Origin of the sequence: Pelagicoccus sp. SDUM812003 (assembly GCF_031127815.1) — a bacterium.
Lineage (GTDB): Bacteria > Verrucomicrobiota > Verrucomicrobiia > Opitutales > Opitutaceae > Pelagicoccus.
The window spans coordinates 21,712-44,305 of record NZ_JARXHY010000010.1 but is presented as its reverse complement, the minus strand read 5'-3'; the positions used below and the strand labels follow the sequence as shown (position 1 = coordinate 44,305).

Here is a 22,594-nt window from a genome sequence, read left to right as displayed (position 1 = left end):
GCGAGCATGATTCGCCTCAGGAAAATTCGAGCGTGAGCGGCTCGTTTTAGCTGGGAAATTTCCTCCTGGCGGGCATTTGCATTGGGGGAACGAAACTTTATGCATGGTCAGCGTTTGCCGTCTCCTTCAATCGACTGTGGTTTGCTCGAGCATTTGCTAGCCAGCTTGCCAGGCTGGAAGCGGCTGCGGGTGAAGGAGTTGCTGAAGAGCGGACGGGTGCATGTCAACGGGCGCTCCTACTCGCGCCATGATGCGAAGGTCTCTCCAGGGGACGAGGTAGAGATCCGCGATCAAGTGGAGGCGGCGGGGCGATCGTTTCCATATCCGGTGCTTTACGAGGACAAGTGGCTGATCGCCATCAACAAGCCCAATGGGTTGCTCACGGTTGCGACTGCCTACGAGAAGGCCCAAACGGCCTATGCCCGGGTGAACCGAGCCCTGGCCGCCTATCGGGAGCGAGCCTTCGTGGTGCATCGTCTAGATCGCTATACTTCCGGGGTGCTACTCTTCGCCAAGACGGAGGACGCCCAAGCGGTGGTGGAGAAGAATTGGGGAAAGGCCAGCAAGGTCTACTACGCCCTGGTGGAAGGGAGCCCGCGCGGCGAGACGGGGCGCCTGGAGCATTACCTGAAGGAGAATGACCGCTTGGTCATGAAAGCCTACGATCGGCCGATGCCCGGCGCGGTGCGGGCCAGCCTGTCCTGGAAGCGAGTGGCGTCGAGCGAGACGAATTCGCTGCTGCGCATCCAGCTGGAAACGGGCAAGAAGAACCAGATCCGGGCCCAGCTCGCAGCTCTCGGGTATCCAATCGCTGGAGACAGGAAATACGGGGCCCAGACGGATCCACTCGGGCGGCTGGCCCTGCACGCGGCCCAGCTGGAGCTGCCGCATCCGAAAACGGGTTATATGGTTCTGATCGAAGCTCCTTTGCCGAGCGGCTTCGCGCTCTAGTCGGCGGAAGGAGATTAGAAGCTCTTTTGAGCGTGGGAAGCGGGAGCGCTAGTTTTTCGTCCCAGGAATTCGGGAGGAAGGGAGGGGCGTTTTGTTGCTTATGAGCGCAACTCTTTTTTCTCGATCCGGACTTTTGAAAACGATCAACGTGCTGCTGTTCATGGGCAGCGCCTTCATGTTGGGGACGGGCTTCGCCTTGGAGCTGCGTTTGCCCAGAGGGCGGCAGGGGCATGGTCTGGAGGTGCTGGGTCTAGGACGGCATGACTGGGGCGAGCTGCACTGGTGGGTGGGGCTGTTTTTGGGCGCTTTGGTGATCGTGCATCTGGCCATGCACTGGAAATGGATCCAGCGGGCCCTTCTCGGGGCCAAGCAGAAGATCGGCTTGATCGGCATCGCGGCCGGGCTGGTGATCTTTTTGCTGCCCTTGCTAGCTCCGGTGACGGGGCGCTAGAGGAGCTAGGTTTGGCCGCTGTTGGAGCGTTGAGGGAATCGGAAATGAAAAAGGGCAGCCGGCGAAGGCTGCCCTGAGGAGATTGTCAAAACGGTCTTTGACCGAGGATTGCGTCACTCGGTGTCGGGGCGAATCTTTATGAACTCGGCTTCGCTCTCCGGGTCGTTTTCGAACTCGATGGTGAAGGGATGCTCGGTCCAGTCGATGAGGTCGGAGCTGCGGTAGAGGATCCAGCCGAAACTGATCAAGTCGCCCTTGATTTGCACCGGCTCGCTGCTGAGGCGGTAGTAGAGGTTGGAGATGAACTCTTGCTGATAAAGACCGAATCCGCCCGGGTTGTTTTGCACGTCGAGGTGTCCCTGCTCGCGGGCTTCCTCCAAGTGAGTCGCGTTGTAGAGCTGATAGGTGTCCGGATCGGCGATCACTTTATCGATGCCCATCTGAACTGCGTCGGCGAGCTCGACGCTGGATGCTGCCGCGTTGGATAGAGTGGGCTCGGATTGGCCTGTCGAGTTGGCGGCGATGACGCGGTAGATGCTCTCCTCGTTGTAGGGCGATGGCTCGTGGTAGTGGGTTTGATTCTCGAGCGCTAGGAATGCGAACTGCCAGCTCTCGCCCTGGTCCGTGCTGACTTCGACCAGATAGCTTTTGGCGTACAACGAAGGTGTCCAGAAAACGGATACGCCGCCGTCCGGAGCTGATTTCGCTGCCACCGTGAGCGGAGGCAATGGGATCGGGGGAGCGGCTCTGCTGACGACGATATTGTCGAAAAGAAAGCGGTTTGTGTATTGGTAAGTTTGGAAATGCCGTAGGATGACATAGGTCTCGGTGCCGCTCATGCCTTCGGGTATGTTGACCGAGTAGCGGGTCCAGCTGTTGGTCAGTCTCTGGGTCGCTTCGATGGATGCGGCCCTTGGCTGAGAGTTGTTTACCCCTAGGTCGATCGTTAGCACGTTGTTGCTGAGGGACACAGGGGAGCCCTCGAATTTTAGGTCGAAGCTTAGGGTCCCGCCGTTTCGAAGATCCAGGGGCAGCGTCATGATGCTCGAGTAGGAGCTTTCCATTTTCAGGTAGTTGCCGATGTCGCTATCTTCATCGGTGGCGATGCTTCCTTGGATCAGGTTGTAGCTAGCACGGTCGATGCCGTTGGTGAAGTCGTCTTGGAAGACGATTTGCTGTGGCATGATCGTTATGATTGACCTGACCGCGTAGGGGGACTCGCCTGCGGGGTTGCTGGCGATCGCGGTGTAGACGTAGGTCGACCCAATCTCCAGACCGGTGTCGAGGTAGCTCTGAGAGTCGGGGTCCTCGATTTCCAGCTCGGTCCATTCCGTCTCCTCGACTAGTCTACGCAGGATGCGGTGCTCGGCGTCCCAGGACGTGTTGGACCAGTTTAGCAGGACGGCGTCGTCGCCTTGCTGGCCGGCGATGAGTTTGGGCGCTTGGGGGGGCAAGCGCTTTGGGGTGACGATGGTACTGGAGAGCTTCGGAGCCGATGTGCCGCTTGGATTGATGGCGCTCACGCGGTATTGGTAGCGCGTGTCCTCTTCGAGAGGAACGTCGTAGTAGTTGCGTGTCGACGCTTCCAGAGTCGCGATGGTGGTCCATTCTGGGCTGCTGTCTGGTTGCTTGCGTTCGAGCAGGTAGCCCGTCGCTCGGTAGGTCTCCGACCAGTTCAGGGAGACGGAGAGGAAATCGATCGGAGTGGCTACGAGCGAATCTGGAGCGGCCGGCTTTTCGAGGTCTTCGTAGAGGGTGATGGATTCACTCACTGCGGTTTGCCCGAATGAGCCGACGGCCCGAACGCGCAGGAGCCAGATCTGGTTTGTGGAGATGGTCAGAGCGCCTTCAGGCTCAGAAAGGTACAGGCCTGACTGGTGATTATTCCAGGACGAGCCTGCGTTTGTGGAGTAGCGAATCTGGTAGTACAGAGCGTTTTCGGAGGCTTGCCATTCCAGTCTATAGGTGCGCTCGCCGATTTTCGTGGCCTTTAGCGCGGTGGGGGCTTTGGGCGGGTCGGACGGGATGGCGACCGTGTCGGAAAGGCTAGAGGGGGTGTCTCCATTGATGCCTCGAATGCGATAGGAGTAGGTGTTGCCGGAGGTGATGTCGGGGTCGGTGTAGGAGGTGGAGTCCTTGTCGAGCTCGGCGATTTTCTCCCATTTCCCCGCGTTTGTTCGCCGCTCGAGCTGATAGCCCAATTCGCCTCCGATGTCGTTCCACTGGAGGACGTTTTGGTGGGAATAGGCATTCTGAATCCTGAATGAAGGTGGGGCGGCGAGGGTGTCGGGTGGCGAGGTTTTCAGGTCTGGATCGAGGACGACGATGTCTGGACTGCTCGAGTAGTCGCCTTGCAACAGGGCGAATCGGCCGTCGGAAAGCGGCAGCAGGGAGCGGCGGTCTTTTTCGAGCGGCAGGGAGTCAGTGACTTCGAAGGTGGAGGGGGCGCGCTTTTGAATCGATGCGCTGGCGATTGTGATGAGCTCCTCTCCGAGCCAGAGGGCGGACTCCACATGGTCGGCCAGGGAATAGAGCTTTCCAAATGTGTTTGCGGAGTAGAGGTTTCCGGACTGGGAAAGAAAGAGGCTGTGGTCGTCGTTGCTTGCGATGAAGCGATCGTTGTTTTCGATGGGCTTGTAGCTGCTCTCGATCGATCCGTTAGGTCCGACTTTGACTTCGTAGACCCTGGACGACTCGCTCCACGAGTAGGATCGCTTGGCTTCGTCCCAGACGATGATGGCATTGCTGTCGATCGGATAGACGGAGTTTTCGCTTAGGAGGTTTCCGAGGGGATCGTAGAGGTAGTGGCTGCTGTAGTTGGTAAGCAGAACGAAGTCTTCCGTGGCCAGTCGGATGTTTCCGCTGAAGTAGTTGGAGAAATTCTTGAAGGGAACGGCGACAAGGGGCGTTCCCTTGAGGTTGACCTCCATGATGCCTTGGTCGCTCTCGTTGAAGAAGAGGGAATGACGGGCATCGCTGTAGTAGAGGTTGCTCGGGTTGTAGGTGGTGGGAATGCCCTCGAGCCAGGTCTGTTTCTGCAGGTCGTATCGGTAGATGCCTTTTTGGCTGTTGATGGTGACGTACAGGATATCGTTGGCATCGACGACCGCGGAGCTGACGTATCGAGAAATCTGTGACGGATCGCTGATTTCGCCGGTAGAGGGATCGCGACTCGTATCGACGGCGATGACGTTCGAGTAGGCTGACTCGAGCGATCCGTTGGTGGCTTTCACTCGATAGTAGTAGGTTTCTCCGACCGCTATATCGATGTCTGCGAAAGTACCGGAATCGAAGCCGAGAGAAGCGACTTGCTGCCAGGGCCCCTCGCTGGAGATGCTTCTTTCCACCAGGTAGTTTTGCGCTCCGGGGCAGGGAGTCCATTCCACGCTCAGGGCGCTGGCGTTCATCTGGCCAAAGGAGAGCTCGGGATCTGGAATATCGTCGAGCGACTGGATATTGAATCCCGTATCCAGAATGCTGATGCGAGGTTTTCCGTTGCTAGGCAGGGTTACCAAAGCGAGTTTCCCGTCGTGGGTGCTGCTAAGGGCGTATGGCGGGCTCTGGAGAGCGAGGCTGCTTTTCTCAGAGTAGGTCGGCTGGTTCCAGGTTTTGAGGGCGCTGCGGTGCAGGGTGAACAGCTGGCCGTCGATCCAGGTCGCCCCGACCACAGACTCCGGCAGCACGCCGTCGATATCCTTTTCCAGAGGGTTGTAGAGCACGCCGCTGCTGGTGAGAACGAGCTGCTGGCCTGGATGTGGAAAGAGCGCCCCGGATACGCTGATGTCGTTGAAGCTCTTCGAGCCATTGGTGCCGGTGGCCCCGGATTCTTGCACGACGAAGTCGTAGAGGGTGGAATAGTTTCCTCTGTTGGAGACGACTCTGCCCGTTGCCCAAACTGCGTCGAAGGTATCGATTTGGTGTTGGACGGAGCCGGTTTCTTCTCCGCTCAGGTCGTAGATTTTTATTCCGTACCAGGAGTTGCCGCTGATCGAGGTGTAGATGAAGGATCCCGCGGCCACCAGGGAGTTGATCTGGCTCTCCGTATCCACGATGAGGCTCTCGCTCGGATTTGAAGCGCTAGGATCGATCTTGTTTATTCGTCCATCTGGGTAGGCGAGGTAGATGAGCTCGTTTTCAGAGGAGTAGCGAATGGCCGATGGCAGGCCGTCGAGCTCGATGGTCGAGTCCCAGTCCTGGGTGGCGATGTCCCAAGTGAAGAGGGCGCTGAGCTTGTGATACGACAGGTAGAGCTTTCCGTTCGAGGCGGCGAAGACTTCATCTGGCTCGAAGGCGAATTTCGCAGGATCGATCGGGGCGCTTGGGTCATCGATCGCAAGCTCGGAGAAGGCGATGCGCTGCAGGGTGTAGCCATGATCGGAAGCGGAGTCTGGATAGAAAACCGAGGCCGTCTGACCGTGAAGGAACAGGTTGCCATTCGCGGCTTGCAGCTGGATTCGGTCGGTTTCCCTCAGGTCTTTGGAGTAGACGAGCAATTGATCTGAGGAAACGATGATCGGCAGTTCTCCCTCGACGAAAGCGAGGCTATCGACCTCCGCTAGCTGTCCGATGGTTTCCAAGGTGACGCTGTCGTAGACCCAGCCGCGCCGGCCGATCTGGCGGCTCTTTCCAGACCAGAGGAAGAGTTTGCTGCCGATGGTCGCGTTGCCGGAGTATTGCGATCTGAGGCTCGTGCTGAATTCTCCGTTGTCTTCGTATCCGATGGCGAAGCGTCTCTCGTTTCCATAGACGCTGTAGATCTCGTTGAGATTTGGCTCGATCACCGCATCGGCGTTGAAAGGGTCGTAGGCGGTGAAGCTGTCTAGTCTGCCGAGTGTGTTCTGGTCATAGGAATCGATATACGCGTAACCGCTGGAAGAGTGGTTGACGAAGAGCAGGTCGCCGTCTGTGTGGAGAGAGAGGATGGGATGCAGGAAGTTTCCCAAGTGAGTGGCGTCGCTGCCATCGAGGGCATAGCGGTAGAGAATCTTGCCGTAGGCGACGAAGAGGAAGTCGTCTGCGACGACGAAACAGCTGGCTGACTCGTCGATGGCGATGGGGTCGAGCCAGGTCTGGTTCTCGAGGTCGTAGCGGCTGATCTGGTCGGCGTCGCTGTGCAGAAAGTAGGCGATCTCGGCCACTTCCAAGGAGTTTCGGGAATTGCCGCCGGCGGCTATCAGAAGCGTGGGGCAAAGGAGGAGCAAGAGGGCGCGAAGAATCGAGAGAGGGTTCATAATAAGGGAGTCCACTGATGCCGACTCTTGCAGGGAATTCTGTCAAGGATATGTAAGCGTATATGCGTATTCTAGGGGTGTTTCGTAGGGGATGGAAGCCGCGCCCCGGCCGTGGGTTGGCACGCGAAAAAGGGCAGCCGGTGAGGGCTGCCCTTGAAAGGGGGTCGTGCAGGGTTTGCTGCGCGGGTCGGTTTACTTATCGACGGCCTTCTTGATTTCGCCGCGGGCCTTCTGGCCCTTGCCTTCGGCTTGCTCGAGGTTGCCCTCGGACTGCATCTTCTTGTTGTCGGACTTTTCGCCGACTTTTTCCTTAATTTTCCCTTTGGCGTCCTTTGCGGCGCCTTCGGCTTTGTCTCTGATTCCGGATTTCATGGTGTCTTTCGTTTCAATAGGTTGATGTTTGGCGAGCGGCTGGACCGTCGTTGGTTCGCTGCCTTCCCTGCTCGCTCTGGGTTTCCCGGTAGGTTGCATGCCTTGCGCCAAGGCCGTTGAGCGACAATGGTTAACTCTATTAACTGTTTGGATACGAGAGACTTAGGGGACATTTGTCGATATGTTAAGCAGGGGGAGCTCAGCTAGCGCTGCTGCGATCTGCACTGCCCATTCCATGGCGACGTGGTGGTTTGAACTGCAACTGGCTCGGGGAGGCGAGCGGGCATGAAAAAGGGCAGCCGGCGAGGGCTGCCCTAGGGAATTGGGTTGGTGGAGAGCGGCGTGCCCGGCGGTGCGTGTCGAGCGGCGTGCCCGGCGGTCACGCCCTACCTTTAGATGACGGCGAGGATGGTGTTGAGGGTCTGGCTGGGACGCATCGCAGCGGAGGCCTTCTGGTCGTCGGGGTGGTAGTAGCCGCCGATGTCGGCAGGCTTGCCCTGCACGGCGATCAGTTCGTCCACGATCTTGGCTTCGTTTTCCGCCAGCTTTTCGGCCACCGGGGTGAATATGTTCTTCAGGTCGCTGTCCTGGTCCTGCGCGGCGAGGGCCTGAGCCCAGTAGAGGCACAGGTAGAAGTGTGAACCGCGGTTGTCGATGCCGCCGAGGCGGCGGGTGGGCGATTTGTTTTCTTCCAGGAACTTTCCGGTCGCGGCGTCGAGGGTTTCGGCGAGAACCTTGGCTTTCGGATTCTCGTCGACGTTTGCCAGGTGCTCGAAGGAAACGGCTAGGGCGAGGAACTCGCCTAGGGAGTCCCAGCGCAGGTAGTTCTGATCGAGGAACTGCTGCACGTGCTTGGGAGCGGAGCCTCCGGCTCCCGTCTCGAAGAGACCGCCACCGTTCATGAGGGGGACGATGGAGAGCATCTTGGCGGAGGTGCCCAGCTCCAGGATGGGGAAAAGGTCGGTATTGTAGTCGCGCAGCACGTTTCCGGTGACCGATATGGTGTCCTCGCCCTTTGCCATGCGCTCGACGGAGAGCTTGCAGGCGTCCGCTGGAGCGAGGATGCGAATATCAAGACCTTCCGTGTCATGGTCCTTCAAGTACGTGTTCACCTTTTCGATCAGCTGGGCGTCGTGGGCTCGTGTGGCGTCGAGCCAGAAGACGGCTGGCGTATCGGTGGCTCGGGCCCGGGCCACGGCGAGTTTGACCCAGTCGCGGATAGGGGCGTCTTTGGCCTGGCAGGCCCGCCAGATGTCGCCCGCTTCCACTTGGTGCGAGAAGAGCGTTTTTCCGGAAGCGTCGACCACCGAGACGGTGCCAGCCTCGGGGATTTCGAAGGTTTTGTCGTGCGAGCCGTATTCCTCCGCTTTCTGGGCCATGAGGCCGACGTTGGGCACGGTGCCCATGGTCTTGGGATCGAGGGCTCCGTTTTCCTTGCAGAAGTCGATGACGGCTTGATAGACGCCGGCGTAGGAGCTGTCGGGAATGACCGCGAGAGTGTCGCGGGTGTCGCCATTTTTGTCCCACATGATGCCGCCGCTGCGGATCATGGCCGGCATGGAGGCGTCGATGATGACGTCGGATGGGACGTGGAGATTGGTGATGCCCTTGTCGGAGTTGACCATGGCCAGGTCGGGTCCGGCTTCGTAGGCGGCTTGGATGTCGGCTTCGATTTCCGCCTTCTTGTCGGCGGGGAGTGATTGGATTTTGGATACTAGATCGCCGAAGCCGTTCGCTGGGTTGAACTTGAGCTCAGCCAGGGTATCGGCGTGTTTTTCGAGAAGCGGCTTGAAGTAGGCCTGCACGCCGTGGCCGAAGATGATGGGGTCGGAGACCTTCATCATGGTGGCCTTCATGTGCAGGGAGAAGAGGGTGCCCTCGGCTTTGGCCGCTTCGACCTGCTCGGCGAGGAAGGCGTCGAGGGCCTTGGCGGACATGAAGGTGCCGTCGATGACTTCGCCCTCCAGAAGCTTGATGCCGGACTTGAGGGTCTTGTTTTCGCCGGAGGCGGTTTTCAGCACGATGTCGACGCTGGTGGCTTTGGAGACGGTGACGGACTTTTCGTTGGAGCGGAAATCGTTTTCTCCCATGGTGGCCACGCGGGTCTTGGAGGAGGGTTTCCATTCGCCCATGGAGTGCGGGTTCTTTTTGGCGTATTCCTTGACCGCCTTGGGGGCGCGGCGGTCGGAGTTGCCCTCGCGCAGCACTGGATTCACTGCCGACCCGAGCACCTTGGCGTAGCGGGACTTGACCTCCTCCTCTTCGGGCGAGGAGGGGTTGGCTGGGTAGTCGGGAATGTCGTAGCCGTGCTCCTGCAGCTCCTTGATCGCTGCGGTGAGCTGCGGGATGGAGGCGGAGATGTTGGGCAGCTTGATGATGTTGGCTTCAGGGGTCTTAGCCAGCTCGCCCAGTTCGGCGAGGTGGTCGCCGATCTTCTGCTCGTCGCTGAGCTTTTCCGGGAAGTGGGCGATGATGCGGCCGGCGAGGGAGATGTCGCGTGTCTCTACGGCGACGCCTGCGGACTTGGCGAAGGCCTGCACCATGGGCAGGAAGGAGTAAGTGGCGAGCGCGGGCGCTTCGTCCGTTTTGGTGTAGATGATGGTGGAATTGGCTTTGCTCATGATGCTACGAGACCGTGGTTAGCTGTCCCTCTTTCTTTAAGAGGGGAGTTCACGAGTATTCGCTTGGAGCGAAGGGTCAACAAGATAGGCGGATTGCGTGGAACGAATCCTTTCGGATTCGGCGCTTGGAAGGCTCTCTGGCTAGCCCGCGGGCGCGGCTTCGGGGCTGGACGGGGCTTGTGTCGGGTCGAGCAGGTCGGCGGCTACGGTGCGGTAGTCGTCCTCTCGGTCGCCTCGGTTGAGGGCCAGCTCGCAGTTCGTTCGCAGGGCGTCGGTGTCGATGCGCTTGTCGAAGCTGGACCAGACTTGGAGGATTTCCGGGTGGATTTCCAAGATCTCCGCTCTGACTACCGGGAGGGCCATGTAGTTCGGGAAGTAGTTTCGATCGTCGATGAGGAAGGCGTACTTGTCCTTGCGATCGCGTTCGATGTGCGACTCCCAGCCGATGGTGGCGTCCGCTTCGCCTTCGTCGAGCAGCTTGTATCCGCTGGCGATGCGGTTCTCCACGTTTTTGAAGTTGAAGCCGTAGTGATGGCGGAGGCCCTCGTAGCCGTCGGCTCGTCCGAAGAATTCGTTGAGGGCGGCGAAGGTGAGATCGGGGGAGTGGGTGGCGAGCTGGCTGACGGTGCGGATGCCGCGACTCTCCGCCACGTCGCGCCGAATGATGATGAAGTAGTTGTCGCGAGCGTTGAAGGGCTTGAGCCAGCGTATGCCGCGGTCGAAGCAGCGCTCGTTCAGTTCCTCCACCACCGTATCCACATCCTTGTTACGCGGGTCGACCTTGAGGAAGGGGGCGGCGGTGGCGGTGTATTCCACGTAGGCGTCGATGTGGCCGTAGGCGATGCCGGCGAAGTTGTTGAGGGTGCTGCCGTTGGGGAAGACCACGCGAGCTGGGATGTCGACGCCGTCGCGGATCAGTTTTTGCTGCAGCAGGTGAGCCAGCAGGCGGGAGGAGCGGAACTGCTTGCTGCCGATGAGCAAGGGCCCTTGCTTGGCGCGCCGCGAGGCTTCGCCTAGGGAGCCGCCGAGGATGGTGAAGAGGATTTCCTGCGAATCGCCCAGGCGATCCGCGACTTCGTTTCCCATCTGGCGAAACTCTCCGTCGACCCGCTTCTTGAGCTCGTTGAACTCCATTTCCATCTCGTGCCCTTGCAGGTTGAGGCGCAGCGACTTGAGGGTGGAAGAGAGGGCCAGCACCACGAAAGGGAGGAAAAACAAGGCCACCAGCATCAGCGCTTGGTTGGTGGCTCGCAGGTTCCCTACCGCGAGCACGTCCAGTTCGACCAGGAGGAAGAGCACCAGCAGGATTTCGTAGAGGCCGATCAGGAGGGCGGGACCGAATCGGTTTGCCCAGGATCGCAGGGAGCGATCCTTTTGGTGCAGGCGTCTGTATTCGTCGGTTTTCATAGGAGGGTCATTGAGTTGGATGAAAGTCGACGGTCTCCCCGTCGATGGTGGCTCGGCTTCCGGCAACTGGACCGGTGACGAAGCGAATCTGGGTTTTGAAGTCGGACGAGGCCCTGGGCTCTTTCGCTGGATAGAAGGCGTCGCCCCAGCGCTCGACCACCACCAGGGTGCCGCTGGGAACCACGAAGCGGCCGCGGGCAGATTCCGCCAGAATGTTGGCGTTGGGATCGCGGGAGGCGATGGAATAGGTCCAGGCCGAGTCGAGCTCCCGGTTGACCCGGTTGAAGATCTCCTCGTACTCGCCCGAGGCCTTCAGTTCGAGCAAGGCCCGGTCGAACGACTGTCGAAGCTTTTGATTGTTGGGGTTTCCGCGAGCCCAGAGCAGGAAGAGCGGATTGCGGTCTTCGGGGTCCTCGAAGAGCAAGGAGCGCAGGTACTGGGTGCGGCCGGCGAAGTGGTTGCGAACGGTTTGCAGGGCCACCTCCGTTGATTCGAGCAGGACGTGGGGCGAATCGTTGGCCAGCAGGATCGCGAGGGCTTCCACCGCGTTGGGCGCGGAGATCGACCCGTTTTTCCGGGCTTGGGCCTGATACGACTCCGGGTAGGCGTAGCCTGAAACCAGGATGACGGGCAGCGTTTCCAGGTAGTCGCGGATCTGACCGCCTCCCGTAGGCGGCTCAGGGGGCTGCAGGTAGAACAGGGAGGACTCGAGCTCCAACAGCGGAACCTCGCAGTAGTCGAATCGGGCTTGCCGCTCCGGACTGAGCCGGAAGGGGAAGGCGGCTCGGGCTTCGGTATCGGTTTCGCTGGCCTCCAGGCGGTTGAGGCCCTCTTCCCAAGGGCTGAAGATGAACTCCGCTTGGTAGCCCATGCGGCGAAAGGTGGCTTCCACCACGGCGGACAGGGTGCCGTTTTCCGCCAGTGACTGCCCGGTGTAGGGTTTGAAGTCGCCCGTGATCAGGTAGATGGTCTTGCCGAGATCGGCTTCCTTCTGCGAGCGAATGTAGAAGATGGCGATCAAGGTGGTGAAAACGGAAATCGCCAGAGCGAAGGAGACCGCGGCGGAGGTCGCGTCCTCGGAGCGGCGCATCTTGATCAGGGCTTTCAGCATGGTGAGACGAGCGGTCCAGGCATGGCGAGGCCGTGGGAGGGCGGCTCGACATTTGCAGGGGATGAAGAGTTGGCAGGCGGAATCGATTTCAGAGATACCTGCTCTTCGCTTGCGGGTCAAGACTGCGGCTGCTGTCGCTAGAAAGCGAAAAAACCGGTCGTCGCCTTCGAGGCGGACCGGTTGTCATGAAAAGTGGATACGGCGTCGCCCTAGTCGACGCTTCGATTTCGCTGGTTCAGCGTGAAGGAGCGTTCGCGCATCGATTCCGGGCGCGAGCCGAGCGAGGCGTAGCGTTTGCCTCCGAGCGGTCCGATGCAAAGCGGTAGGTCGGACTTTTTGCCGTTCGTTTGGCCATTCGCCGTAGTTGGCATCTGGATGCGAGGGCGGCTCTTGGTCGGATTCGCCCACAGAGTGGACGGGCTAGGGACCAGCGGTTCGGCTGGGGTGTTGGTGTAATCAGGCGTTGGCGATGCGTTCATAGACGTTTGGATTCGACGCGCAGATTCGCTTAAAATTCGTGTAAAATGAAGTCCAAAGCGCCTGCGAGCCCCACCATTCTCAGGTCGGGCTGCCGCCTAGGATCGGCTACTCAGAGAGCGTACTCTAGCGCTCGCGGTTGACTGGCTCGCAGGGGAAGGAAGCGAAACCGTATCGCAAGCGAGCTTCCGCCGTCAGCGAGCGACGCTTCAAAACCGTTCGCTGAAGCTGCGGTAGATCTCCGCGGGAGGCGAGGTCTAGGCGAACGACCGCAGGACCTGAAGGGCCTGCTCGGCTTGGGGAACGGGGATGAAGAGGTGGTCGTGATAGAATGCGGATACCACGTTGCAGGGGATTTCCGCTGCTGCTAGAGCGTGGGAAATGGCGGCGAGGAATCCGACCGCTTGCAGAGAGGAATGAACGTTGAGCGTGATGCGCCGGTATTGGCAATCGTAGGACAGGTTGTGCTTCAAGGCTTCTCGCTCCTCGCAGATGAGGGTGATGCCTTCAGCTTCCTTGAAGCGACCGCATGACACCAGCGTCGATGGTATGGCTTCGTGAAGAATCGAAACGAAAACGAAGGTTTCTTGCGAAGCCACCGGATCCATCGTTCGAAGCAAGGTGTTCAGGTCTGAAATGCCGCTCATGAAAGGTGATCCGAGTAGAACGGCAAAGCGGCGCTTCGTCACTCGCAAATCGCCAGATTGAGAGAATGATATGGCTCGAGCCGTCAAGCCCAAGTCTGTGAGATGTGCTGTGTAGTTGAAATAAAACTACAGTGAGACGGAGCTATTCGCTCTCTTCCAGAAGATCGAGCATGACCTTCGCATAGCGCTCGCCCAGCATCTGATAGCCCTCGGGCGAGAAGTGCAGGTCGTCCTCGGTGTCCGGACAGCCCTCGGAAGAAACGACGTGGGCGGTGGGAATGGTTTCCGGCAGGGTGCGAATGATCTCGTTCATGCTGGCGCATTTTCCGTTTTGGTCGGCGGCGACCACTTCGCCTGCGATGAGGGGGACGTCTTCCGCCTGCAGGTCGAGATCGCTCAGGAGGTTTCGGTAGATGGTCTTGACCTTGGCGGGCCACTCCTGATCGCCGGTGTTGGACTCGCCTTGGTGCAGCAGGATGCCTTTGATCACTCCGTCCTTTTGGGCCAGCTTGCCCATCTCAACGAGGCGAGCGTAGGGATCCTTGTCGTAGGCGCTGGCGATGCCGTGCAGCCAGTCCGGAGCGTCGGCGAGGTAGGCCTCGCGGGTCGTTTCGTCGAAGAGCTCGATCTTGGTGCCACCCACGGCGACGTTGATGACGCCCACCTTCTTGTCCTCAGGCAACTCTGCTACCAGGGCGCGGCCGAAGTAGTCGGCAGGGCTCAGTCCAGCTGGTGGGCGGCTGAGCGGCGGCACGGCGGTGTACCATTGGCCTTTCTCGCGGCCCATCTCTGGAAAGTCGACCGCTGCGAGCACCTGAAAGCGTGGATCGACCGGACCCTTCTCGGACTCCGGTATGCCGGGGTAACCTTCCATGTTGGACTGGCCGAAGCACAGGAAGATATAGAAGTCCTCGTCTTGGGCTGATAGATTGGCGGCTCCTAGAACGACGCCAACGAAGGTGAGAGTGAGAAGCAGTTTTTTCATGAGAATTGAAAGGGGGGGCGGGGCTCGAAACGGAACCACGGTCGCAAATACGATAGGCACGTCTATAGCTGTAAACGTTTGTCTCGACCAGAAACCGCCAGCAAGATTGCGCTCTCTTTATAGGCTGCGAGCGGGAGCTTACTCCCTCCACAGATTCGGAAGGAAACGATAGTAGAGCAGGTGGCGCCAGGTGGACCAGTCGTGGCCGCCGTATCCGCCCACGTAATACTCGTGCTCGATCTGATGGTTCTCCAAGGCTTTGATCAAACCGTCGACTCGGGCACCGAAAAAGCCTTCAGCCTCCAGTTTGCCCTGGCCCACGAAGAGGTAGTCGACTTTTTCGTTAGCTTGCGGGTCGTTGAGGAAGTCGGCCAAGGATTCCTCGGCATCGACGTCGCCAGCGCTGAGAATGCCGAAAGAGCCGAAGAGGTCGAGTGAGTTGAGCCCAACGAACATGGTGTGGCGTCCGCCCATGGAGAGACCCGACAACGCTCGACCCTCTGGCTCCGGAATGGTGGAGTAGGTTTCGTCCACGAGAGGGACGACATGTTCGCGCAGCTCGCGTTCGAAGAGGTCGAAGGTATGCTCGACGTGTTGCGGGTGGTTTCGGTGGATGACCTGATTGTTGGGGATGGCGATGATCATGGGCTCCGCTTTTCCCTCCGCGATCAGGTTGTCCATGATGAAATTCGCTCGCCCGTCGTACATCCAGTTGTGCGGGAGCTCGCCGCTGCCGCCTACGAGGTAGAGCACAGGGTAGGATTTCGAAGCGTCGTATCCAGGAGGCGTATACACATAGATATCGCGTTCGCCGCCGGTGACGTCGGAGTGGTAGATGTGGCGGGTGATGGAGCCATGCGGAACCTCACGAGCGTCGTAGTAGGCGGGACCGTCTCCATGCACTACCAGCTGGCTGTAGGGCGGCATGCCGGTGAAGGAGGCGATGGTGTTGGCCGGGTCGGCGACTTGCACGTCATCGATGAGGATAAGGTAGGCGTACATGTCGGGGCGAAGAGGGCCGATAGTGAGCTCCCAGATGCCGTCGTCGCCCTTGGCGAAGGGAAGGGTGTCTCCCCAGGACTTTCCCACCGCGGCCAGGATAGCTCCGTTGAGCTGAACATCTAGCGCTTCAGGAGCTTTGACGCGAAAGGTCACGGTCTGGTCATCGTGAACTTCCGGCGAGTTGAGAGGAGCGCTGAAAGGGGTGAGGTTTTCCGTGTTCGCCTGTGGATTCCAGTCGAGGTTCACGTTGGCTTGCTGAGCGTGAGCGCTTGTGAGCAGCAATGATGCGAGAGCGATGAGGGGTAAGGGGCGTACCATGTTTGGATGATTTGAACGATTGGAGGTGGATAGAATGTCGAATTGACGGAGTAGGGGGTGGAATGTTTGCGCGACGGATGCGGACATGTCGCAAATTTTCTTATTTGTCGCAAAATACGTAGTGGCGAAAAGGATACGAATCGAGGGCGGGTTGTTAAGACAAAATGGACGCGATCGCCTTTGGGAATAGGTGGTTCACGGGGCGATCGCGACTAGGTGTTCCCGCTGCTTCCAAGAGTGGGCGGACGAGCGTCGCCATTAGTTACGAGGGGACGATCGCCGGGCATTCTAGCGCGAAAGCCCTGGGGTGTTCGTAAGCTGCAGATTGTCAGCATCTAATAGTGGGGGGTATCAAAACTACCAATATAGGGGGCTAGTCATCTGCAGGCCAAGCTGATAATCTACAGGCGGTTCGACCGAGTTGGGCCATCGACGTCGCTCTGGCTAAGGCTGAGGGGCGGAGGATGGTCTTGATTGGCTGAGCTCCAGAGTTCGTTCCGGGCTTTGGGCATCCCAAAACGACTAACACCCCAAGTACCTGTCTTCTCAGCCGATGTTGGCGCCCTCCCATTCCTTTTGTCGCTGCTACAACGTTCCATCGCTTTCGGGCGATGGTCATTTGGATGAGCGAACGAAGAGCGGCGAAGGGCGGGGTGATCTGATCTTGTTGCGAGCTAGGCCCTTATCGCTAGGTTCGACGAGAGGTCCGGTCATTCGACGGGAGAGCTAGACAGCCGGAAACGAGCGATCCCATGAATGAACAAATCTAGGAACCTATGAACATCAAATCGAACACCCCAATCCGGGCTGGCTTTTGCGCCGCCCTGCTCGTCCCGCTGGCCTGCGCGAATGCCCAGTCGACGCCGGACGATGAAGAGGAGATCTTTACCCTGTCTCCTTTCGAAGTGACTGGCGATGAAACCCAAGGCTACAACGCTGCCACCACTCTCGCCGGCAACCGACTCTCCACCGAGCTACGCGACATCGGCAGCGCCGTTTCCGTCGTCACCAAAGAGTTTTTAAACGATGTCGGCGCCACCGACAACTCCTCTCTTCTCCAGTACACGACTGGCACCGAAGTTGGGGGAACCAAGGGAAACTTCGCGGGGCTCGGCGACGCCTCTCAGCTGAACGAGGACACCATTTCCCCCAATCAGAACACTCGCGTGCGAGGCTTGGCGGAAGCCGACAACACTCGCGATTTCTTCCGTAGCGACATTCCTTGGGATTCCTACAACGTCGAACGCGTCGACCTGCAACGCGGTGCGAATTCCATCCTTTTCGGACAGGGCAGTCCGGCCGGTATCATCAACGCCGGCTTGAAGGGCGCGAGCTTCGACAATTCCGGTCAGGTCGAGCTCAGGTTCGGCAGCTACGGAACCATTCGCAGCAGCTTCGACTTGAATCGCGTGATCCTCGAAGACGAACTGGCGGTCCGCGTGAACGCTCTGTATGAAGATGAGAAATACAAACAGGATCAGGCCTTCTCCGAGGATCAACGCCTCTACGCCGCCTTGCGCTACGAGCCGAAGGCCCTGAATAGAAATGGCTCCCATGCGATCCTGAAGGCCAATTTCGAATCGGGAAACATCGATAGCAACAATCCGCGCTTCCTTCCCCCGGCGGACGCGATCACGCCATGGTTTACCGATTTGAATCAGGCCACCTACAATCAGTTTCAAGCCTACGACCACCTATCCGGTCGGGCGAATCATGGGCAGTCGCGCGTCAATCTCGCCTCCGGGCCAGCCAACCCGGCCTACGAACCGGTGATCGGGAACTTCGGGTTTCCCGCAGCTCGACCCGGCCCGGCAGTCTTCTTCGATGGCAGCGGCCAGAGCATGTATGTTACCGACATCATCGGCGCTTTCGTCGCCGGCGGAATCGGTCCGGATGGAAACGTCGATGGCGGTATCGACGCCATTCCCGACAATGGTTGGGTGTCTCTACAGGGTACCGGACAATGGGCGATCAACGCGAACGCTCCGTATTCGAAGGCCGGCCTTTGGAAGAACAATCTGATAACCGATCCCTCGATCTTCGACTTCTATAACAACCTGATCGACGGGGATTCCAAACGCGAGTGGCAGGACTTCTCGGTCACGAATATCAGCTTCTCCCAGACCTTCTTGGAGAATACGGTCGGCTACTCGATCGACTACAACGCCGAGCAGTACGAGAACGGTCAAAAGGCTCTCCTTCCCGGCGAGGTTCGCCTACAGATCGATCCAATGGCGGTTTATGGCGACGGCACGCCGGACGCGGGCCAGGTGGAAGGCGGCGAGCCTTATGCCAACGGTACGCCTAATCCCAACGTAGGCCGTCCCTTCGTTTCGTCGAACAACGCCTGGTCGAACCGCTCCAACGACCGCGACCGCGAAGCCCTTCGGGCCACGGCGTTCGTCGAGTATGACTTCGACAAGGGTGATGGTAATTGGCTCGGGCGTATCCTTGGAACGCATACGGCCACGGGATTCCTCGGTAAGGAAACGTTGGAGACAGACGCTCGGGCGTGGCAGCGCTATGGCATCTTCGATGACGCGTTCTACACCCTTTCCGGTCGCCAAGCGGATCGCTTCAACGCCATGACGCCGGTGCAGATGGTCTACCTGGGCGATTCCCTGCTCGGGCGGTCGATGCAAGGCGCCAACATCCCCGTCGTATCAGGGGATCTCACTATGAATAGCGGTTCGATCAACTACTTCGATTCCACTTGGAATAGTAGCGTCGATCCGGCAGCGCCATGGATCAACGGATTTTATCTACCCGGGAGTGGCGACGAGCTGTCCACCCAGTCGGAGAACCCTGCGAACTACGTGGGCTGGACCAGCATGCCGCTGTCTATCGTGGACGTGGAAGCCTCCGCTGCGAATCGTGATCGCCTCACCACTTCGGCGGCGCTGAACAAGGCGGAGACGGAATCTCAAGCGCTCATCCTGCAGTCCAAGTGGCTCGACCGTTCCATCGTCACCACCTACGGCTGGCGAAAGGACGACGCGTCGTCCTGGGCCTTCAGCATGACGCCCAACGACTTCGACGCGGCGAACGATCGTGGGGCCATGGACTTGAGTCCGAGCAGCTACAAGCTGCCGAGCGTGGGCAAGGAAGTTGAAGTACAGTCTCGATCTTACGGGATCGTAGCGCACGTGACGGATATTCCAGGCTTGCGCGAAATCGGACAAAAGCTGCCTGTCGAACTCAGTCTCTACTACAATCAGTCGACTAACTTCAAGCCGGACTCCAGTCGGGTCGATCTTTACGGTCTACCGCACCCCGCTCCCTCTGGAAAGACGGTCGATAAGGGGATCAGACTTGAAACGCGCGATGGCCGCTATTCGCTGCGCGTCAATCATTACGAGACCACCAACTCGAACGCTTCCAGTACGCAAATCAACGCGGCTTCGATTGGAAACTGGATGCAGCTGAATCAAAACTTCGCGAACGTATTCGAATATAACATACTGCCTTGGGGTTACGACGCGAGCCAGGCGGGAAGCGATACCGATGTGTTTGGCGACGATGGCCTCCCGATGCGTTACAACTACCATCGTTTCTACACCGATGAGCTGGCCGCAGAGCCAGGAGCGATCGTTTCAGACGACGGAAACTGGGTGGTGAATCCAAATTTCGAGCACGCAGTGCTTGACGCGGTTCGCGCTTTTCAACGCTCGGTCGATCCTCGCTTCTACGAAGCTTGGGGAATCAATACGTTCGGCGATTTTGGCCCGTCTACCGGCGAAGTCTTCTACAGCGTCCCCGATGGGTTTACCATCATCGAAGACAACGTCTCGGAAGGCTGGGAATACGAGCTCAGCGCTCAACCGACAGACAATTGGCGCATCTCCTTCAACGCTAGCAAGACCGACGCTCGCCGGCTCAATGTCGGCAACGAGAACATTCGCGAATTCATGAATCTGGTGAGCGAAGCCCTCAGCGTGCAAAATGGTCTCGGCCGCATGCATCACTATTGGGGTACGGAAGACGTGGTCACCGCTGGCAAGAATTGGTACGACGGGGAAGGCCTGGTCGGGGCTCCTGGCTCGGAGTGGAGACTGGCCCAGCTCGTGGAAGGCGCGACAGTACCGGAATTGCGCGAATGGCGCATGAACCTCGTTACCAATTACGCCTTCGACGATGGCAGGTTCAGCGGACTCAATCTCGGTGGCGGCGTGCGCTACCAGAGCAGCGTTATCATCGCCTATCCGCCCACGGGCGATCCTAATGATCCCACTACCGTCGAGTACGATCTGGACGACCCGATCGAAGGACCATCAGAAACGAACTACGACCTGTGGGTCGGTTATGGCAAGACGCTCTCCGAGAATCTCGACTGGAGAATCCAATTGAACGTTTCTAACGCTTTCAGTGGCGGTGATGACTTGATACCGATCACCGCGCAACCGGACGGTACCTTCGCGGCGTACCGTATTGCGCCGACCCGCACTTGGAGCATTTCCAATACGTTCTCCTTCTAGATAGCTAGCCGATGTGTGCGGAGTCATCGTTCTCCGTACGCATCCTGTATACGAAGTATAAATACGCTTGGCGTGGCTCCGACCCGCTCGAGGTGGAGCCTTGCCTTTGCGTAGACGATCGCAGCTTAGGCGTGCTGCGAGATCCTCCTTTTTCCGATTTTTCAAATCAAACAGATTTCATGGTATCCAAAGACCATATACAGGCCCAACCCCAGCCGTCTTGCTGCTCCCCAAAGACGCCCTTGGAATACGAGGCGGTCATCTTCGATATGGATGGCGTCGTCACCAGGACCGCGTCAGCGCACGCCAACGCCTGGAAAAGGACCTTCGACGAGTTCCTCCGCGCTCGTTCGGAGGCGACTGGTGAGGCGCATCGTCCTTTCGAGCACCCGCAGGACTATCTCGCCCATGTCGATGGGCGTCCGCGTTATCAAGGTGTGGATGCCTTCCTTAAGTCGCGGGGTATTGAGCTGCCGTTTGGCAAGTCGGCTGATGCTCCGGGGTTCGAAACCGTTTGCGCGGTGGGAAATCGGAAAAACGAGGTCTTCAATGAGGTCATCGCCCTCGATGGCGTCGGTCTTTACGACTCCACCCTATCACTCATCCACCAGCTTCGTCAGCAAGGGGTGCGGATCGGGCTCGCCACATCGAGTCGAAATGCGGACCTAATTCTTTCGAAGTCGGGAGTCGAGGAACTCTTCGAGACGGTAGTCGATGGAATTGTATCCGCGAAACTGGGACTGAAGGGAAAGCCTGAACCCGATATCTTCACCACTGCAGCTTTCTGTCTCGGCATCGATCCCTCGCGTGCGATTGTCGTCGAGGACGCGGTCTCTGGTGTGCAGGCAGGATCACGAGGTGGGTTCGCCCTGACTCTGGGGCTCGCTCGGGAGGACAACGAGGCGGAATTGCGTGAAGGCGGCGCGAATGTCGTGGTAAACGACCTCGCCTGCCTCAGTCCGGAGACGCTCAACGACTACGTGATCGAAAGGAAGCCTCATGTCTAAGTCCGCGGTCCTCCCTCAATCGGCGGCGCCTGCGAGACGCAAGCCGCTCCTGAACTTCTGGCAGCTCTGGAATATGAGCTTCGGCTATGTGGGCATCCAGTTCGGCTTCGCCTTGCAGAACGCCAACGTCAGTCGCATCTTCGAAACGCTCGGCGCGGCGATCGACGACATCCCCATTCTTTGGATTGCGGGACCGGTGACAGGTTTGGTCGTGCAACCAATTGTCGGATACATGTCGGATAAGACCTGGAACCGGCTCGGTCGCCGAAAACCGTATTTTCTCATCGGAGCGCTGCTCGCTTCGCTGGGACTGCTGGTCATGCCAAACTCGCCGACGCTCTGGTTCGCCGCAGGCATGCTTTGGATGTTGGACGCATCGATCAACATCACCATGGAGCCGATGAGGGCGTTCGTGGGCGACATGCTTCCAGACGAGCAGCGAACAGCAGGCTTCGCGGTGCAAACCTTTTTCATCGGAGCGAGCTCGGTGGTTGGCTCTCTCATGCCCTGGTTGCTGACCAATGTATTCAATATCGCGAACACCGCTCCCGAAGGAGTTGTTCCGGATTCGGTGAAATGGTCCTTCAGCCTCGGGGGGATCGTCTATCTAGCCACCGTTCTCTGGACGATCTTCTCGGTGAGGGAGTACTCGCCTGAAGAGCAGGAGGCCTTTCATGGGAAGGATGAGGAGAACGCTGCGAGTGACGATGCGATCCAGTTGAACCAGAAGCTTTACACTCTCGTGGGAAGCTGCCTGGTGGCAATTGGTTTTGTATTCAGTTTTTTGATCGAAGAGCTTTCGTGGGATAAGGGGCTCTTTATCTTGTCTTTCGGGCTCAGCGCTTATGGCGGGCTTCAGCTTCTAGCTGCGTGGCGCTACCGTAATGGCAAAAAGCGCGGACTGGTCGAGATGATTTATGACTTTAACAACATGCCCGGTCCCATGCGGCAGCTGGCATTGGCCCAGATGTTCACCTGGTTCGCTTTGTTCTCCTTTTTCATCTACTCGACCGCTGCCGTGACCAGCCACCACTTCGGCAGCAGCGATCCGCAGTCGGTAGCTTACAATCAGGGAGCCAATTGGGTCGGCGTGCTGATGTCGGTCTACAACGGGGTGGCTGCTCTCGTGGCATTTCTCCTTCCGGTGATGGCCAAGCGTATCAGCCGTGTGAAGACGCATATGGTTTGTCTCGTCTTGGGCGGAGCAGGTCTTGCGTCGATGTATCTCTTTCGCGATCCCAAGCTGCTGATCATATCCATGATTGGACTCGGTATCGCCTGGGCCAGTCTGCTGACGTTGCCGTATGCGATTCTCAGCAGTGTGGTGCCGTATCGCAAGATGGGGATCTATATGGGCCTGTTCAACTTCTTCATTGTGATTCCGCAAATACTGGCAGCTGCAGTCTTGGGATTGCTAGTGCGAACCCTGTTTGGCGGACAACCCATATTCGCTTTGGCGCTCGGTGGCGCGTCCATGGTGTTGGCAGCGTTGCTGATGCTGCGCGTCAAAGATGAAAAGTCTCAACCGAGCATCTAACA

The 22,594-nt window shown here is 58.6% G+C and carries 14 protein-coding genes; 5 read left to right on the top strand and 9 right to left on the bottom strand.

The genetic code is table 11. From position 1 onward, the window contains the following. Positions 1-99: 99 nt before the first annotated feature. Positions 100-951 (top strand): RluA family pseudouridine synthase, encoded by an 852-nt coding sequence (locus tag QEH54_RS14150; RefSeq protein WP_309019346.1) that lies wholly within the window; start codon positions 100-102, stop codon positions 949-951. A 133-nt stretch (positions 952-1,084) separates the two neighbouring features. Continuing rightward, positions 1,085-1,402 (top strand): DUF4405 domain-containing protein, encoded by a 318-nt coding sequence (locus QEH54_RS14145; protein WP_309019345.1) that lies wholly within the window; start codon positions 1,085-1,087, stop codon positions 1,400-1,402. Positions 1,403-1,515: 113 nt separating this feature from the next. Here the strand turns inward: QEH54_RS14145 and QEH54_RS14140 are convergent, their stop codons facing one another. The 9 genes from QEH54_RS14140 to QEH54_RS14100 form a co-directional block, all read right to left on the bottom strand. Continuing rightward, positions 1,516-6,633 carry a fibronectin type III domain-containing protein gene (locus QEH54_RS14140; RefSeq protein WP_309019344.1) on the bottom strand — a complete coding sequence of 1,706 codons (5,118 nt, stop codon included), beginning with the start codon at positions 6,631-6,633 and terminating at the stop codon, positions 1,516-1,518. 192 nt (positions 6,634-6,825) lie between these two features. After that, complete coding sequence (locus QEH54_RS14135; protein WP_309019343.1) at positions 6,826-7,005, bottom strand: CsbD family protein; 180 nt, start codon at positions 7,003-7,005, stop codon at positions 6,826-6,828. Positions 7,006-7,397: 392 nt separating this feature from the next. Further along, complete coding sequence (locus tag QEH54_RS14130; protein WP_309019342.1) at positions 7,398-9,626, bottom strand: NADP-dependent isocitrate dehydrogenase; 2,229 nt, start codon at positions 9,624-9,626, stop codon at positions 7,398-7,400. Between the two features lie 141 nt (positions 9,627-9,767). After that, positions 9,768-11,033, bottom strand: coding sequence for a glycine betaine ABC transporter substrate-binding protein (locus tag QEH54_RS14125; RefSeq protein ID WP_309019341.1), 1,266 nt, complete (start codon positions 11,031-11,033; stop codon positions 9,768-9,770). A 7-nt stretch (positions 11,034-11,040) separates the two neighbouring features. Further along, entirely contained in the window at positions 11,041-12,144 is a 1,104-nt protein-coding gene (locus QEH54_RS14120) for a transporter substrate-binding domain-containing protein (RefSeq protein WP_309019340.1), read from the bottom strand. Positions 12,145-12,353: 209 nt separating this feature from the next. Beyond that, a complete protein-coding gene (locus QEH54_RS14115; protein WP_309019339.1) occupies positions 12,354-12,623 on the bottom strand; it encodes a hypothetical protein in 270 nt (89 codons plus the stop codon). A gap of 255 nt (positions 12,624-12,878) precedes the next feature. Then, on the bottom strand, positions 12,879-13,268 hold the full coding sequence (locus QEH54_RS14110; RefSeq protein ID WP_309019338.1) for an ACT domain-containing protein: 390 nt from the start codon (positions 13,266-13,268) through the stop codon (positions 12,879-12,881). A gap of 142 nt (positions 13,269-13,410) precedes the next feature. Further along, positions 13,411-14,253, bottom strand: coding sequence for a sialate O-acetylesterase (locus QEH54_RS14105; protein WP_309019337.1), 843 nt, complete (start codon positions 14,251-14,253; stop codon positions 13,411-13,413). A gap of 138 nt (positions 14,254-14,391) precedes the next feature. After that, the gene (locus tag QEH54_RS14100) at positions 14,392-15,573 is read right to left on the bottom strand and encodes an alpha/beta hydrolase-fold protein (RefSeq protein ID WP_309019336.1); all 1,182 of its coding nucleotides are present in this window, start codon (positions 15,571-15,573) and stop codon (positions 14,392-14,394) included. A gap of 776 nt (positions 15,574-16,349) precedes the next feature. Between QEH54_RS14100 and QEH54_RS14095 the strand changes: the two genes are divergently transcribed. The 3 genes from QEH54_RS14095 to QEH54_RS14085 are packed head-to-tail and all read left to right on the top strand — an operon-like array spanning position 16,350 to position 22,592. Continuing rightward, entirely contained in the window at positions 16,350-20,048 is a 3,699-nt protein-coding gene (locus tag QEH54_RS14095) for a TonB-dependent receptor plug domain-containing protein (protein ID WP_309019335.1), read from the top strand. 11 nt (positions 20,049-20,059) lie between these two features. Further along, positions 20,060-21,055 (top strand): HAD-IA family hydrolase, encoded by a 996-nt coding sequence (locus tag QEH54_RS14090; RefSeq protein WP_309019334.1) that lies wholly within the window; start codon positions 20,060-20,062, stop codon positions 21,053-21,055. Beyond that, entirely contained in the window at positions 21,048-22,592 is a 1,545-nt protein-coding gene (locus QEH54_RS14085; protein WP_309019333.1) for an MFS transporter, read from the top strand. The genes QEH54_RS14090 and QEH54_RS14085 overlap by 8 nt, the downstream gene beginning before the upstream one ends. Positions 22,593-22,594 lie beyond the last annotated feature (2 nt).